Consider the following 14551-nt stretch of genomic DNA (forward strand, 5'->3'; position numbering starts at 1 on the left):
TTACATTTCCTGATGCATGGTTGGTGACAGCACTTCCATGGCGCGCTGACCGCGTCCGCCAAGAAAGAAACTGTCAATAAATGGATGTTTAAATGCCAGCACTTCTTGCGGTGTACCTACGGTAACGACGCGCTTTTCTGCCAGCACGGCAATCCGGCTGGACAGGGCAAACAGGGTGTCCAGGTCATGCGTTACCATAATGACAGTCAGCCTGAGTTGTTTATGCAGCGATAATATCAGCTCAACAAAACTGTCGGACCGGTCTGGGTCCAGCCCGGCGGTGGGTTCATCCAGGAACAGCAGTTCAGGGTCCAGCGCCAGCGCCCGTGCCAATGCAATACGCTTGATCATGCCACCTGAAAGATCAGACGGCATCTTGCGCGCATGCTCAAAGGCGATGTCTACCATATGCAATTTCAGGTACACCAGGTCAGTGATCAGATCTTCCGACAAGGTGCCCAGTTCACGCATGGGTTGAGCAACATTGTCAAAAACACTCATGGCTGAATACAGGGCACCATGCTGGAACAGCATGCCAGAACGCTTGCGCAGGTAATCCAGATGGTGTGCCTGCGGTGCATGCAAATTTTCGCCAAACACCTTGATGCTGCCGCGATTTGGCGTTTCCAGCCCCAGCATTTGCCGTAGCAATACAGTCTTGCCTGAGCCCGAGCCACCGACGATGGATAATATTTCACCACGCCTGACCTGTAATTCCAGCTGATCATGGATGACGGCACGACCAAACTGGGTACGCAAACTGTGGATTTCAATGATATGTTCGCTGTTCATCAATATCCTGTTTTACTGAAAATGATGGCAAATATCGCATCGGCAATGATGACCACGGTAATTGCCACGACCACAGAGTTGGTGGTGCCGCGCCCCAGGCTTTCGGTGTTTGGTTCAATGCGCAAGCCATAATGACAGGCGATCAGGGCAATCAGCATGCCAAAGGTCACCCCTTTGGACAGCCCTATCCAGTAATTGATGAGGGGAACAGCTTCAGGCAACTTATAAATGAAAAATTCGGGTGACATTCCAAGCAATGCCTGGGCGGAAATCATGCCGCCAGCCAGTGCCATGACATCGGTCCAGATCACCAGCAACGGCATGGCGATGGCCAGCGCCAGCACTTTGGGCATGATCAGTCGAAAACCGTGGGGTATGCCCATGACACTCATGGCATCCAGTTCTTCTGTCACACGCATGACCCCAAGTTGCGCCGTGATCGCTGAACCAGAGCGACCAGCGACCAGGATGGCGGCCAGCATGGGCCCCAACTCGCGGACGATACTCATGCCCAGGATGTTGACGATATACAGGTCGCCGCCAAAGGTGCGCAATTGCTGTGCTGATAAATACGATAACACTACACCAATCAAAATGCCGACCAGGGCGGTAATACCCAGCGCCTGGGCACCAGTGCGGTAAATGTTGGCAGACAATTCCTTCCACGGACCTTTGAGTGGGCGACGTATAAAATGTGCGAGATCCAGCATCAACTGGCCGAGCAGGGCAGTGAAGCTATAGAGGTGATTAAACAGACCCAGCATCTGGGCACCCAATTGCATGGTGCGTGTCAGGCGCGACTTGGGGGCGCCGGGAATACTGATCTGGCTGACTTGTTCCAGCCGCTCGAATAAGCCTTCATGCACATTTCGCATGGTGACTTGTAGTGGCCTTTGTTTGCCCCAGGCACGCCATAACATTTGCGCGCCTATGTGGTCGAGGCTACTGATTTGTGACAAATCCCAGCGTAGGTTTTTTTGTTGCGCGGCTTTGTTTAGCTGCGTGCTGATTTCATGCATGGTGGCTGCCCTGGACAGTAGATGCACCAGCCAGGCCCCTGACACAATGGCGGTCGGCTGTTGCTGGTGCGTGAATTGCAGGGTGGGCGCGATCTCATGTGGCATATCACAAGTGTAAGTGAGAAAGTGTATTTGCTGCAATGAAAGCTAGTCTGGTGCGACACTGGGGTTCGCTTTATTTCTCCTGTGCCAACGGCGTCTTCTTATCCATCACTTCACGGCAGTCCCCTTTGAAGGTGGCATTGTCGTAATTGGTCCAGCCATAACTGTCGACATAGCGTGTATGCGCTTTCAGTTTTTGGCTGAGTATGCTCCATTCCAGTTTTTCGTCTGGGTAACGGATATTGGCCATATCCAGCAGGCTGTGAAACACGTTTTCAGTTGACAGCCGGGCTTTCTGATGCAGTCGCAATTGGATGACCTTGTTGGGAAATTGTTCCTGATACGCATCCGAATACCAGATGAAGGCAGGGACATGGAATTCATACTGCGTATTGTGACCATGAAAAGCCAGGTTGCAGGTGCCGTCATACAAGGTCTGGCCGTGATCAGCGACAAAAAACAGGGCGGTGATTTGCTGGCTGGTTTTCAGTTTCTGTATGACTTCAGACAACATCCAGTCGGTATACAAAATCGAATTGTCGTAGCTATTGTTGAGCGCCTGCTTGTTTTTCAAGTCGGTATAGGCGGGATTGCTCACGCCGAACAAAGAAGGCTTCCATTTATCGAAGGAGGCGGGGTGGCGATGGCTGTAGTTCCAGTGATTACCCAGGGTATGCAAGACGATTAGCTTTTTCGGTGCAGGATCGCGCATGGCATTGGCCATGGGTTCCAACAGCACTTCGTCCAGATTCGAGCTATTGGTAAAGCCGCCCAGGTTCAGGAACTGGGTCACATCTGCTTCTTTGGCAAATACTGAAGTCGGGGTATCAAATTGCCCGAAGCTCATCTGGTTCGATAGCCAATAGGTTTTGAAGCCAGCTTCTTTATAGGCCGTCAGGAAAGATTTTTCTGAAAAGCCGGCTTTCAGGCTCTGTGCGGCAGGTTTGCGCGACACAATAATAGGGACCGACAGCCGGGTGGCAGAGACTGCCGTGACCACGTCACTGAAGCTGACCAGATTGCTTTCCTGCCTGAGCAGGGGATTGGTATCACGTTCATAACCATTCAGGCTCCAACGATCGAAGCGTGAGGATTCACCGATGACCATCACCACGGTTTGCGGCAATTCAGGGTTGCCATCCAGATGGGCCTGAAAGCGGAAGGCGCGGCTTTTTTCAGATAATCTGGACAGGTAATCGCGCTCATTCCAGAAATCAGCAGCCCGCAAGCTCAGGCCAAAAGGCCAGGTGCGTATGTAAGTTTCTTCGTCATACGGGATTTGTGCCCAGTATGGCAGGGGGGGGAGTTGCTTCTTCAGACTGTCCGCCCATTTACTTATGTGATTAGCAGAAGCACTGGCAGAAGCGTTGGCCGATGCAGATGCACTGCTATCGTCGTCATCATCATCTTCGTCCGTATCAGAGGCCGATGCACTGGTGCTGGCAGACGCTGGTTTTTCTGCAATACCGATTTGCTCGCCATAAAACCACACGCCCAGACCAACTACGAACATGGCCAATACCAGCCAGCGTGAACGATGATGCCAGTCCCAGTGACTGTGAGCGCGCGCTATCTTTAACAGACCCCACCACCAGACGATGACGGCAACAATAATCAACAGGAGTAGCCAGACCTTATTGCCAAGAAATTCCATTGATTCTTTTGGGCTGGTCTCAACCATGATGCCCAGATGATGGGTAGAAATGCCCTGCCCAAAGTAAAGGCGAAGGTAAATTTCAACAGGCAGAGCAAAAAATGCGGGCAGCAACAGGTAATGAAACCAGCGCGGTTTTTTCAGCAGGGCCCAGAATCCCAGCCAGGACAACACTTCCATTGCCAGCAAGTGATAAGGCTTGTCCACGGACTGGCCCTGCAAGAGTGGGAAAAACGGCAAGGCTGAAATCAACAGGTAACTGGCGATCAGGAACAGTGATGCAGGGCGAAACAGGGTGGGCATTGTCAAATTGCTTAGTTTGCTGAATAAGTGGGCGTCATCGGTGCCAGTGTTGCCGCTGGCGATGGATTCCGCCGGATCAAGGGCGTAAATAGTAAATGATTTAGATTGGGGCGTGTTGACCTATCTACGGCGCGATAGCTGCAGCATTTAAGGGTATTTTGACTTTGACTGATCATCAGGATCTATCGGCGACATCGTTAGAGCTTGATTTTTTGAGTAAATTTTCTACCCTGAAAGACCTCACATACGAGCTAAGCGCTTGAATTTAAGAAATAAAAAGCGTTGACAGGCTTGTCCATCAGGGCATAAAATTGCGAGTTCTCGATTTTGGGTTTGTATTTTCTATTGTTGTTTCATGTGTTTATGCGCTGTATTTGGCATATGTTGGCATGTGTGGCAATGCTTAAAAAGCAGGCAAAAGCAGTCGGCCAAGTCGGGTTGGCCTGAGGATTCAGGCAAAAAAATGATTTTAAGTTCCCGGGCAACCGTTTCCGGGTTTGTGTTTAACGTTGTATTTTGTTGGATTAAAAACGATGCCAACCATCAATCAACTGATTCGCCAACCACGTGTTTCTGCACGTGTTAAAAGCAAATCGCCGGCGCTGGAAAACAGCCCGCAAAAACGTGGCGTTTGCACCCGCGTTTATACGACAACTCCAAAAAAGCCTAACTCGGCTTTGCGTAAAGTTGCCAAAGTTCGCCTGACCAACGGTTTCGAAGTTATTTCGTACATCGGCGGTGAAGGGCATAACCTGCAAGAACATAGCGTTGTATTGCTGCGCGGTGGTCGTGTAAAGGATTTGCCAGGTGTTCGTTACCATATGGTTCGCGGTGCTTTGGATACTCAAGGCGTTAAAGACCGTAAGCAAGCTCGCTCCAAATATGGTGCTAAGCGTGCTAAGGCAGTTAAGAAGTAATTATCTCGTAATTTAATCTCCGTAATCTATTACGGATCAGTGTCGGTTTGGAATAAGCCGAGTAAGTGACTGGCTATGATGGCCTGTCGCGAGTGTGAAGCAAAATGTTGCTTTGTGCTCAACTGAAGATTGAAAGGAATTGAAATGCCACGTCGTCGTGAGGTCCCGAAACGGGACGTACTGCCGGATCCAAAATTCGGTAATGTAGAAGTAGCAAAATTTGTAAACGTATTGATGTTGTCCGGCAAGAAGTCTGTTGCTGAAGGTATCATCTACGGTGCATTCGATCACATCCAACAAAAATCTGGTAAAGATCCTTTGGAAGTGTTTGCGCTGGCAATCAACAACGCCAAGCCACTGGTTGAAGTTAAATCCCGCCGTGTTGGTGGTGCTAACTACCAGGTGCCTGTAGAAGTTCGTCCAGTTCGTCGTCTGGCTTTGTCTATGCGTTGGTTGCGTGAAGCCGCTAACAAGCGTAGCGAAAAATCCATGCCACAACGTCTGGGTGGTGAATTGCTGGAAGCCGCAGAAGGTCGCGGCGGCGCAATGAAGAAGCGTGATGAAGTCCATCGTATGGCTGAAGCCAACAAGGCCTTCTCTCACTTCCGCTTCTAAGAGTAAGAGTAAGGAGCGATTGTATGTCAATCATGCAATGGCTCTGGCAAGTATTTTGAATCAGGCCGGGCGCGATTTTTGTAAAAAAATGCGCTCGGTTTTGTCCATTAAAAGATTTAGGATTAGCTATGGCCCGTAAGACCCCCATTGAGCGTTACCGCAATATCGGTATCTCTGCTCACATTGATGCCGGTAAAACGACGACAACTGAACGCGTTCTGTTCTACACAGGTGTAAACCACAAAATTGGTGAAGTGCATGATGGCGCTGCCACCATGGACTGGATGGAGCAAGAGCAGGAACGTGGTATTACTATCACTTCCGCTGCGACGACATGCTTCTGGAAGGGCATGGCGAACAATTTCCCTGAGCATCACATCAACATCATTGATACACCAGGCCACGTTGACTTCACGATTGAAGTTGAGCGTTCCATGCGTGTTCTGGATGGCGCCTGCATGGTTTACTGTGCAGTAGGTGGTGTGCAGCCTCAGTCTGAAACCGTATGGCGTCAGGCTAACAAGTACAAAGTCCCACGTTTGGCATTCGTCAACAAGATGGACCGTACTGGCGCGAATTTCTTCAAAGTGTACGATCAAATGCGTGCACGTCTGAAAGCCAATCCAGTGCCTCTGCAAGTACCTATCGGTGCTGAAGACCTGTTTGAAGGCGTTATCGATCTGGTCAAGATGAAAGCGATCATCTGGGACACGGCATCTCAAGGTATGAAATTTGAATACCGCGACATTCCAGAAAATCTGGTTGCTGACGCACAAAAATGGCGTGAAAACATGGTTGAAGCAGCTGCTGAAGCCAGTGAAGAGCTGATGAATAAATACCTTGAAGAAGGTGATTTGTCTGAAGCTGAAATCAAGGCTGCTTTGCGTCAACGTACTATCGCCTCTGAAATCGTTCCTATGATGTGCGGTACTGCATTTAAGAACAAAGGTGTTCAGGCGATGTTGGATGCGGTTGTTGAATACCTGCCATCCCCATTGGATATTCCTCCAGTTCCTGGTGTGAACGAAGATGACGAACCAGTTGTTCGTAAAGCTGAAGATACAGAGAAATTCTCTGCTCTGGCATTCAAAATCGCAACTGATCCATTCGTTGGTCAATTGTGCTTTATCCGTTGCTACTCCGGTACATTGAATTCTGGCGACAGCGTTTACAACTCTGTTAAAGAGAAAAAAGAACGTATCGGCCGTCTGGTTCAAATGCACGCGAACCAACGTGAAGAAATCAAAGAAATGATGGCGGGTGATATCGCTGCGGTTGTTGGTCTGAAAGACACAACTACTGGTGATACGCTGTGTGACGAAAAAGCAATCGTTGTTCTGGAACGCATGATATTCCCAGAACCAGTTATTTCTCAGGCAGTTGAGCCAAAAACCAAGGCTGACCAAGAAAAAATGGGTCTGGCATTGAACCGTCTGGCCGCTGAAGATCCATCTTTCCGCGTACGTACTGACGAAGAATCTGGTCAAACAATTATCGCTGGTATGGGCGAGTTGCATCTGGATATTATCGTTGACCGTATGAAGCGTGAATTCAATGTTGAAGCCACTGTAGGTAAACCACAAGTTGCTTACCGCGAAACTATCCGCAAAACTTGCGAAGAAATCGAAGGTAAATTCGTTAAGCAATCCGGTGGTCGTGGTCAGTATGGTCACGTTGTTTTGAAGATCGAACCGCAAGAACCAGGTAAAGGCTTTGAATTCGTTGACGCGATCAAAGGTGGTACAGTTCCACGCGAATACATCCCTGCAGTTGAAAAAGGTGTTCGCGAAACACTGACTTCTGGTGTATTGGCTGGTTACCCGGTAGTTGACGTTAAAGTCACATTGTTCTTCGGTTCTTACCATGACGTTGACTCCAACGAAAACGCCTTCCGTATGGCGGGTTCGATGGCATTCAAAGATGGCTGCCGTAAAGCAAGTCCAGTTATCCTGGAACCAATGATGGCCGTTGAAGTTGAAACACCTGAAGACTACGCTGGTACAGTCATGGGTGACTTGTCTTCACGTCGCGGTATGGTTCAAGGTATGGACGAAATCGCTGGCGGCGGTGGTAAGATCATCAAAGCTGAAGTGCCTTTGTCTGAGATGTTTGGTTATTCCACGTCCCTGCGTTCCGCTACCCAAGGTCGCGCTACGTACTCGATGGAATTCAAGCACTACTCTGAAGCGCCTAAGAACGTGATCGACGCAATCGTCACATCCAAAGCTAAGTAATACAGAATCAAAGGCCTGCCCCATGTAGGGGCAGGTTTTCTATTGTTGATAAATCGTTCTTTTTGAAGGAAGAATAAAATGGCAAAAGGTAAGTTCGAGCGCACCAAGCCGCACGTAAACGTAGGCACAATTGGTCACGTTGATCACGGCAAAACCACACTGACAGCAGCGATCGCGACAGTCTTGTCGAAGAAATTTGGCGGCGAAGCCAAAGCCTACGACCAGATCGATGCAGCGCCAGAAGAAAAAGCGCGCGGTATTACTATTAATACAGCCCACGTCGAATACGAAACAGCCAATCGCCACTACGCCCACGTAGACTGCCCAGGCCATGCTGATTATGTTAAAAACATGATCACCGGTGCAGCACAGATGGACGGCGCGATCCTGGTTTGCTCCGCAGCAGATGGTCCAATGCCACAAACACGTGAACACATCCTGTTGGCCCGCCAAGTTGGCGTTCCCTACATCATCGTGTTCCTGAACAAGTGCGACATGGTTGACGATGCAGAATTGCTGGAACTGGTCGAAATGGAAGTTCGTGAATTGTTGTCCAAATACGAATTCCCAGGCGACGACCTGCCAATCATTCAAGGTTCCGCTAAGTTGGCCCTCGAAGGCGACAAAGGCCCATTGGGCGAAGAAGCCATCATGAAACTGGCTGAAGCGCTGGATTCCTACATCCCAACACCAGAACGTGCTGTTGACGGCGCCTTCTTGCTGCCAGTAGAAGACGTATTCTCCATCTCCGGTCGCGGTACAGTCGTTACAGGCCGTATCGAACGCGGTATCGTCAAAGTTGGCGAAGAGATCGAAATCGTTGGTATCAAAGACACAGTCAAGACAACTTGCACAGGCGTTGAAATGTTCCGCAAATTGCTCGACCAAGGTCAGGCTGGCGACAACGTTGGTGTATTGCTGCGCGGTACCAAACGTGAAGATATCCAACGTGGTCAAGTGTTGGCAAAACCAGGCTCCATCAAGCCTCACGCCCACTTCACAGGCGAGATCTATGTTCTGTCCAAAGATGAAGGTGGTCGTCATACCCCATTCTTCAACAACTACCGTCCACAGTTCTACTTCCGTACAACGGACGTAACTGGTTCGATCGAGTTGCCGAAAGACAAAGAAATGGTCATGCCAGGTGATAACGTCTCTATCACTGTTAAATTGATCAACCCGATCGCGATGGAAGAAGGCTTGCGCTTCGCTATCCGTGAAGGTGGCCGTACAGTCGGTGCTGGCGTTGTTGCTAAAATCATCGAGTAATATCTGTCGTAATTTGTAGTATACTAGCTGGCTGTCGTATTAAATTTGATACGGCAGCCAGTGTAGTTTTCGCTCTTTATTCAATATGCCACCGGCTCTGCCGTGAGTGGCTCGCTCTTTACAGGAATGAACATGTCCACACAAAATCAAAAAATCCGTATTCGTCTGAAGGCTTTCGATTACAAACTGATCGACCAGTCCGCTCTGGAAATCGTAGAAACAGCCAAGCGCACTGGCGCTGTTGTTAAAGGCCCGGTTCCTCTGCCTACACGTATCCAGCGTTTCGACGTATTGCGTTCCCCACACGTGAACAAAACTTCCCGTGATCAATTCGAAATCCGTACTCACCAGCGTTTGATGGACATCGTCGACCCAACTGACAAAACAGTTGATGCATTGATGAAGCTCGATCTGCCAGCTGGCGTTGACGTAGAAATCAAATTGCAATAATCCTGTTTGATCTGGAAATACGGATGCAAATTTGTATTTCCAGATAAATACTGAAAATTCGACATACCACAATTTTTCGAAAATTCAAATAAATAGTCTTGTAAATAAAAAATTCGCAGGCTATAATCGAAGGCTTAGATGTAGGTCAGCAATTGCTGGCCTATTCGTTTAAGTTTTTTAAACATCAGCCTCACCCAATCGTAGGTGAGAATGGAGAAAACAATGAGCTTGGGCCTAGTTGGTCGCAAGGTTGGTATGATGCGCATCTTCACAGATGACGGGGATTCAATTCCGGTTACTGTTTTGGACGTATCCAACAACCGCGTGACGCAAGTCAAAACTCCTGAAACAGACGGTTACTCCGCTGTTCAGGTAACTTTCGGTCAGCGCCGTGCATCTCGCGTAACAAAAGCGGCTGCCGGTCACCTCGCAAAAGCAGGTGTTGAAGCTGGTACTGTATTAAAAGAATTCCGTATTGATGCTGCTAAAGCTGCTGAAATGAAAGCAGGCGATGTTGTGCCTGTTGGCATGTTCGAAGCTGGTCAAAAAGTGGATGTGCAAGGCGTTTCTATTGGTAAAGGCTATGCCGGTACCATCAAGCGTCACCATTTCGCTTCCGGTCGCGCTTCTCACGGTAACTCCCGTTCGCATAATGTACCTGGTTCTATCGGTATGGCGCAGGATCCAGGTCGTGTTTTTCCTGGTAAGCGCATGACTGGTCATCTGGGTGACGTTACTCGCACTGTGCAAAATCTGGAAATCGCTCGCGTTGATGCTGAGCGTCAGTTGTTGCTGGTGAAGGGTGCTGTACCGGGTGCAAAAAATGGTCAGGTAGTTGTATCTCCTGCTGTTAAAGTTAAAGCAAAGAAGGGAGCCTAATCCATGGAACTGAAGCTCCTAAACGAACAAGGTCAAGCAGCGTCTAACGTAGCCGCTCCTGATACTATCTTTGGTCGTGACTACAATGAAGCCTTGATTCATCAAGTCGTCGTTGCATTCCAAGCCAATGCTCGTAGCGGTAACCGCAAACAAAAAGATCGTGAAGAAGTCCATCACACAACCAAGAAGCCTTGGCGTCAAAAAGGTACTGGTCGTGCACGTGCTGGTATGTCTTCTTCTCCTTTGTGGCGTGGCGGTGGTCGTATATTCCCGAACTCACCTGATGAGAATTTCTCTCACAAAGTTAACAAGAAGATGTATCGCGCAGGTATCTGCTCGATTCTGTCTCAGTTGGCTCGTGAAGGTCGTTTGAATGTGGTTGACAATGTTGCTGTTGATGCACCTAAGACAAAACTGTTGTCCGAAAAGCTCAAGGCAATGGGTTGCCTGGATTCCGTCCTGATCATCACTGACGAATTCAATGAAAACCTGATGTTGGCAGCGCGTAACCTGGCAAATGTTTTGGTTGTTGAGCCACGTTATGCTGATCCAGTTTCTTTGGTGTTCTACAAGAAAGTGTTGATCACCAAGCCGGCACTGGCAAAGATTGAGGAGATGCTGGCATGAACGCACCAGTCAAACATAGCGAAGAACGCCTGATGAAGGTGTTGCTGGCTCCTGTGATTTCTGAAAAAGCAACTATGGTTGCTGAAAAGAATGAGCAAGTGGTTTTCCTGGTTATGCCAGATGCAACCAAGCCAGAAATCAAAGCTGCCGTCGAATTGCTGTTTAAAGTACAAGTTGAATCTGTACAAGTAGCAAATCGCCAAGGTAAACAAAAACGTACCGGTAAATTTAATGGCCGCCGCAATCATACAAAACGCGCTTTTGTATGCTTGAAGCCAGGTCAGGAAATTAACTTCACTGAGGGGGCATAAGCATGGCACTCGTTAAGATGAAGCCAACCTCACCAGGTCGTCGTGGTATGGTGAAGGTAGTGACTGAAGGCCTGTACAAAGGTCGTCCGTTCGCTGCTTTGTTGGAAAAGAAATCAAAAACTGCTGGCCGTAATAACAACGGTCACATCACTACCCGTCATATCGGTGGTGGTCACAAGCAGCATTATCGTCTGGTTGACTTCAAACGCAACAAAGATGGTATCCCTGCAAAAGTAGAACGTATTGAATACGATCCTAACCGTACGGCACACATTGCTTTGTTGTGCTACGCGGATGGTGAACGTGCATACATCATCGCTCCTAAAGGTATGGCAGCTGGTGATCAGGTCATGAACGGTTCGCAAGCGCCGATCAAATCTGGTAACTGTTTGCCTATCCGTAATATCCCGGTCGGCACAACTATGCATTGCGTAGAAATGCTGCCAGGTAAAGGTGCTCAGATTGCACGTACAGCTGGTGCTGGCGTTGTGCTGATGGCACGCGAAGGTACTTACGCTCAGGTTCGTCTGCGCTCCGGTGAAGTTCGTCGTATTCATATCGAATGCCGCGCAACGATCGGTGAAGTGGGCAACGGCGAGCATAACCTGCGCAAAATCGGTAAAGCTGGTGCAATGCGTTGGCGTGGTGTTCGTCCTACCGTTCGCGGTGTGGTCATGAACCCGGTCGATCACCCGCACGGTGGTGGTGAAGGTAAAACTGCAGCCGGCCGTCACCCAGTATCGCCATGGGGTCAGCAAACCAAGGGTAAGAAGACACGTCGCAACAAGCGCACTACTTCGATGATCGTCTCACGCCGTGGCAAGAAATAAGGGATAAAACATGACACGTTCATTGAAAAAAGGGCCGTTTTGCGACGCCCACCTGGTGAAGAAAGTCGAAACCGCGCAAGCGACTAAAGACAAAAAGCCAATCAAGACTTGGTCCCGTCGTTCGACAATTATGCCGGACTTCATCGGTTTGACCATTGCGGTTCATAACGGTAAGCAGCACGTACCAGTTTATGTTTCCGAAAACATGGTTGGTCACAAGCTCGGCGAATTCGCGCTGACCCGTACGTTCAAGGGTCACGCTGCCGATAAAAAGGCTAAGAGATAAGGACCGATGATGGAAACTAAAGCAAATTTGCGCGGTGTGCGTCTGTCTGAGCAAAAAGGTCGCCTGGTGGCTGACCTGATTCGCGGTAAAAAAGTAGATCAGGCATTGAATATCCTGGCATTCAGCCCTAAAAAAGGTGCTGCGATCATCAAGAAAGTGTTGGAGTCTGCAATTGCAAACGCCGAACACAATGATGGCGCTGACATTGATGAGCTGAAAGTAAAGACTATCTATGTCGAAAAAGGTGCGATTCTGAAGCGCTTCACAGCACGCGCTAAGGGTCGTGGTGATCGTATCTCTAAACAATCCTGTCACATTTATGTGACCGTTGGTAACTAAGGAGTCACGATGGGACAGAAGATACATCCAACCGGGTTTCGTTTGGCAGTAACGCGTAACTGGTCTTCCCGTTGGTATGCTGGCAATGGTAACTTTGCCAGCATGCTCATCGAAGATCTGAAGGTACGTGAATACCTGAAGAAGAAACTGAAAAACGCGTCTGTAGGCCGCATCGTCATTGAGCGCCCTGCCAAAAACGCACGCATTACTATTTATAGCTCCCGTCCGGGTGTTGTAATCGGTAAAAAAGGCGAAGACATTGAGGTATTGAAATCTGAGTTGTCGAAATTGATGGGCGTGCCTGTTCACGTCAACATCGAAGAAATTCGCAAACCAGAAATCGATGCACAATTGATCGCTGATTCTATCGCTCAACAGCTGGAAAAACGCATCATGTTCCGCCGCGCCATGAAACGTGCGATGCAGAATGCAATGCGCCTGGGTGCACAAGGTATCAAGATCATGTCTGGTGGTCGTTTGAATGGTATCGAAATCGCACGTAAAGAATGGTATCGCGAAGGCCGCGTGCCTCTGCATACTTTGCGCGCTGATATCGACTACGGCTTCGGCGAAGCATCCACAACTTACGGCATCATTGGCGTAAAAGTATGGGTGTACAAAGGCGATCGTTTGGCAAATGGCGATGCGCCTGTTATCGAAGCGACTCCGGAAGACGACAAAAAACGTCGTGGTCCTCGTCGTGATGATGGCAAGCCAAATAGCCGTCCACGTGCCAAGCGTCCTGAAGGACAAACACCGACGACCGGCGCAGCAGCCCCGGCAGCCAAGCGCGTACGCGCAAAAGCTGACGCTGCAGCCCCGGCTGAGAAAGCAGGAGAATAATCATGCTGCAACCAGCACGCAGAAAATATCGTAAGGAACAGAAAGGCCGTAACAAGGGTATCTCGCATACTCGTGGTACAGCAGTTTCCTTCGGTGAGTTTGGCTTGAAAGCGGTTGGCCGTGGTCGTATCACAGCGCGTCAGATTGAAGCTGCGCGTCGTGCAATGACACGTCACATTAAACGCGGTGGCCGTATCTGGATCCGCATTTTCCCGGACAAGCCAATTTCCCAGAAACCAGCGGAAGTCCGTATGGGTAATGGTAAAGGTAATCCTGAGTACTACGTTGCCGAGATTCAACCAGGCAAAATGTTGTACGAAATGGATGGTGTCGATGAGACGCTGGCACGCGAAGCGTTCCGCTTGGCTGCAGCTAAATTGCCGCTGTTGACTACGTTCGTCGTCCGTCAAGTCGGCCAATAATAGGAGTTGTAAATGAAAGTATCTGAACTCCAAGGTAAGGATCAGGCGGCTTTGACTAAAGAACTGAATGACCTGTTGAAGGCGCAATTCAGCCTGCGTATGCAAATCGCTACGCAACAGCTGACTAACACTTCACAGTTGAAAAAAGTTCGTCGTGACATCGCACGTGTAAAAACCGTCATGAACCAGAAGGATGCCAAATAATGAACGATCAAGTTAAAGTTGCACTCAAGCGCACATTGATTGGCAAGGTTGTCTCTGACAAGATGAACAAAACCGTAACAGTGGTTGTTGAGCGTCACGTCAAGCATCCTCTGTATGGCAAGATCATCGTACGTACTGCAAAGTACCATGCACACGATGAAGCAAACCAGGCAAAGGCTGGCGACACCGTTGAAATTCAAGAAGGTCGTCCTATCTCCAAGACTAAAGCTTGGACAGTGACACGTGTAGTTCAAGTCGCACAAGTAGTATAAATTTATTGCACAAATCGTTTTTTGGTGTAATAATGATGGGCTGTCATTTGCAAAGTATGCGAATGGCAGCCTAAATGTCTTTCGCAACGCCCTCCTGTTGTGAAAGTGGTTAAAAAATCGTCCACCTAATCAGTTGGCTCGTGCATTGTAGGTTATGTAGGGGTTAGCTGGCAGGACCAAGAC

Annotated in this window: 18 protein-coding genes; 15 read left to right on the forward strand and 3 right to left on the reverse strand. The window is 49.0% G+C overall.

Features of this window, described 5'->3' with window-relative positions; all coding sequences use genetic code 11:
* The 3 genes from AC1RVX_RS20750 to AC1RVX_RS20760 form a co-directional block, all read right to left on the reverse strand.
* The gene (locus AC1RVX_RS20750) at positions 1 to 792 is read right to left on the reverse strand and encodes an ABC transporter ATP-binding protein (RefSeq protein WP_493218503.1); all 792 of its coding nucleotides are present in this window, start codon (positions 790 to 792) and stop codon (positions 1 to 3) included.
* Positions 792 to 1916, reverse strand: coding sequence for an MlaE family ABC transporter permease (locus tag AC1RVX_RS20755; RefSeq protein ID WP_493218504.1), 1125 nt, complete (start codon positions 1914 to 1916; stop codon positions 792 to 794). The genes AC1RVX_RS20750 and AC1RVX_RS20755 overlap by 1 nt, the downstream gene beginning before the upstream one ends.
* A 70-nt stretch (positions 1917 to 1986) precedes the next feature.
* Positions 1987 to 3870: a phosphoethanolamine transferase gene (locus AC1RVX_RS20760; protein WP_493218505.1), complete on the reverse strand. Its 1884-nt coding sequence runs from the start codon at positions 3868 to 3870 to the stop codon at positions 1987 to 1989.
* A 533-nt stretch (positions 3871 to 4403) separates the two neighbouring features.
* On the opposite strand from AC1RVX_RS20760, the gene rpsL reads away from it, so the two are divergent.
* From rpsL to rpsQ, 15 genes are all read left to right on the forward strand, one after another.
* Positions 4404 to 4787 (forward strand): 30S ribosomal protein S12, encoded by a 384-nt coding sequence (rpsL, locus tag AC1RVX_RS20765; protein WP_110258019.1) that lies wholly within the window; start codon positions 4404 to 4406, stop codon positions 4785 to 4787.
* A gap of 144 nt (positions 4788 to 4931) precedes the next feature.
* Positions 4932 to 5402 (forward strand): 30S ribosomal protein S7, encoded by a 471-nt coding sequence (rpsG, locus tag AC1RVX_RS20770; protein ID WP_162039546.1) that lies wholly within the window; start codon positions 4932 to 4934, stop codon positions 5400 to 5402.
* Between the two features lie 128 nt (positions 5403 to 5530).
* Positions 5531 to 7636, forward strand: coding sequence for an elongation factor G (gene fusA / locus AC1RVX_RS20775; RefSeq protein WP_493218506.1), 2106 nt, complete (start codon positions 5531 to 5533; stop codon positions 7634 to 7636).
* A 78-nt stretch (positions 7637 to 7714) separates the two neighbouring features.
* On the forward strand, positions 7715 to 8905 hold the full coding sequence (gene tuf / locus AC1RVX_RS20780) for an elongation factor Tu (protein ID WP_493218507.1): 1191 nt from the start codon (positions 7715 to 7717) through the stop codon (positions 8903 to 8905).
* A 132-nt stretch (positions 8906 to 9037) separates the two neighbouring features.
* Positions 9038 to 9355, forward strand: a complete 318-nt coding sequence (gene rpsJ / locus AC1RVX_RS20785) for a 30S ribosomal protein S10 (protein WP_110255911.1) — start codon at positions 9038 to 9040, stop codon at positions 9353 to 9355.
* Positions 9356 to 9577: 222 nt separating this feature from the next.
* A complete protein-coding gene (rplC, locus tag AC1RVX_RS20790; RefSeq protein ID WP_422989130.1) occupies positions 9578 to 10234 on the forward strand; it encodes a 50S ribosomal protein L3 in 657 nt (218 codons plus the stop codon).
* Positions 10235 to 10237: 3 nt separating this feature from the next.
* Positions 10238 to 10861, forward strand: a complete 624-nt coding sequence (gene rplD, locus AC1RVX_RS20795; protein WP_186950515.1) for a 50S ribosomal protein L4 — start codon at positions 10238 to 10240, stop codon at positions 10859 to 10861.
* On the forward strand, positions 10858 to 11172 hold the full coding sequence (gene rplW / locus AC1RVX_RS20800; protein WP_422939648.1) for a 50S ribosomal protein L23: 315 nt from the start codon (positions 10858 to 10860) through the stop codon (positions 11170 to 11172). Before rplD ends, rplW begins: the two co-directional genes overlap by 4 nt.
* Before the next feature lie 2 nt (positions 11173 to 11174).
* Positions 11175 to 12002, forward strand: a complete 828-nt coding sequence (gene rplB / locus AC1RVX_RS20805) for a 50S ribosomal protein L2 (protein WP_186950513.1) — start codon at positions 11175 to 11177, stop codon at positions 12000 to 12002.
* Positions 12003 to 12012: 10 nt separating this feature from the next.
* Positions 12013 to 12288 carry a 30S ribosomal protein S19 gene (gene rpsS / locus AC1RVX_RS20810; RefSeq protein WP_110255916.1) on the forward strand — a complete coding sequence of 92 codons (276 nt, stop codon included), beginning with the start codon at positions 12013 to 12015 and terminating at the stop codon, positions 12286 to 12288.
* Positions 12289 to 12294: 6 nt separating this feature from the next.
* Positions 12295 to 12627 carry a 50S ribosomal protein L22 gene (gene rplV / locus AC1RVX_RS20815; RefSeq protein WP_174244915.1) on the forward strand — a complete coding sequence of 111 codons (333 nt, stop codon included), beginning with the start codon at positions 12295 to 12297 and terminating at the stop codon, positions 12625 to 12627.
* 9 nt (positions 12628 to 12636) lie between these two features.
* The gene (gene rpsC, locus AC1RVX_RS20820; RefSeq protein WP_493218508.1) at positions 12637 to 13470 is read left to right on the forward strand and encodes a 30S ribosomal protein S3; all 834 of its coding nucleotides are present in this window, start codon (positions 12637 to 12639) and stop codon (positions 13468 to 13470) included.
* A 2-nt stretch (positions 13471 to 13472) separates the two neighbouring features.
* Entirely contained in the window at positions 13473 to 13892 is a 420-nt protein-coding gene (gene rplP, locus AC1RVX_RS20825; protein WP_110255918.1) for a 50S ribosomal protein L16, read from the forward strand.
* A gap of 12 nt (positions 13893 to 13904) precedes the next feature.
* Positions 13905 to 14096 carry a 50S ribosomal protein L29 gene (rpmC, locus tag AC1RVX_RS20830; RefSeq protein ID WP_162021780.1) on the forward strand — a complete coding sequence of 64 codons (192 nt, stop codon included), beginning with the start codon at positions 13905 to 13907 and terminating at the stop codon, positions 14094 to 14096.
* Positions 14096 to 14368, forward strand: a complete 273-nt coding sequence (gene rpsQ / locus AC1RVX_RS20835; RefSeq protein ID WP_493218509.1) for a 30S ribosomal protein S17 — start codon at positions 14096 to 14098, stop codon at positions 14366 to 14368. Before rpmC ends, rpsQ begins: the two co-directional genes overlap by 1 nt.
* Positions 14369 to 14551: the final 183 nt, after the last annotated feature.

The organism is Undibacterium sp. GW821-FHT11B02 (assembly GCF_058808955.1).

Bases quoted from the DNA above. Each gene is read 5' to 3' on its own strand.
- rplV (WP_174244915.1), top strand. From the start codon at position 12,295: ATGATGGAAACTAAAGCAAATTTGCGCGGTGTGCGTCTGTCTGAGCAA.
- rpsS (WP_110255916.1), top strand. From the start codon at position 12,013: ATGACACGTTCATTGAAAAAAGGGCCGTTTTGCGACGCCCACCTGGTG.
- rplC (WP_422989130.1), top strand. From the start codon at position 9,578: ATGAGCTTGGGCCTAGTTGGTCGCAAGGTTGGTATGATGCGCATCTTC.
- AC1RVX_RS20760 (WP_493218505.1), bottom strand. From the start codon at position 3,870: ATGCCCACCCTGTTTCGCCCTGCATCACTGTTCCTGATCGCCAGTTAC.
- rpmC (WP_162021780.1), top strand. From the start codon at position 13,905: ATGAAAGTATCTGAACTCCAAGGTAAGGATCAGGCGGCTTTGACTAAA.
- rpsC (WP_493218508.1), top strand. From the start codon at position 12,637: ATGGGACAGAAGATACATCCAACCGGGTTTCGTTTGGCAGTAACGCGT.
- rplP (WP_110255918.1), top strand. From the start codon at position 13,473: ATGCTGCAACCAGCACGCAGAAAATATCGTAAGGAACAGAAAGGCCGT.
- fusA (WP_493218506.1), top strand. From the start codon at position 5,531: ATGGCCCGTAAGACCCCCATTGAGCGTTACCGCAATATCGGTATCTCT.
- rplB (WP_186950513.1), top strand. From the start codon at position 11,175: ATGGCACTCGTTAAGATGAAGCCAACCTCACCAGGTCGTCGTGGTATG.
- AC1RVX_RS20750 (WP_493218503.1), bottom strand. From the start codon at position 792: ATGAACAGCGAACATATCATTGAAATCCACAGTTTGCGTACCCAGTTT.
- rpsQ (WP_493218509.1), top strand. From the start codon at position 14,096: ATGAACGATCAAGTTAAAGTTGCACTCAAGCGCACATTGATTGGCAAG.
- rplD (WP_186950515.1), top strand. From the start codon at position 10,238: ATGGAACTGAAGCTCCTAAACGAACAAGGTCAAGCAGCGTCTAACGTA.
- rpsL (WP_110258019.1), top strand. From the start codon at position 4,404: ATGCCAACCATCAATCAACTGATTCGCCAACCACGTGTTTCTGCACGT.
- rpsG (WP_162039546.1), top strand. From the start codon at position 4,932: ATGCCACGTCGTCGTGAGGTCCCGAAACGGGACGTACTGCCGGATCCA.
- rpsJ (WP_110255911.1), top strand. From the start codon at position 9,038: ATGTCCACACAAAATCAAAAAATCCGTATTCGTCTGAAGGCTTTCGAT.
- tuf (WP_493218507.1), top strand. From the start codon at position 7,715: ATGGCAAAAGGTAAGTTCGAGCGCACCAAGCCGCACGTAAACGTAGGC.
- rplW (WP_422939648.1), top strand. From the start codon at position 10,858: ATGAACGCACCAGTCAAACATAGCGAAGAACGCCTGATGAAGGTGTTG.
- AC1RVX_RS20755 (WP_493218504.1), bottom strand. From the start codon at position 1,916: ATGCCACATGAGATCGCGCCCACCCTGCAATTCACGCACCAGCAACAG.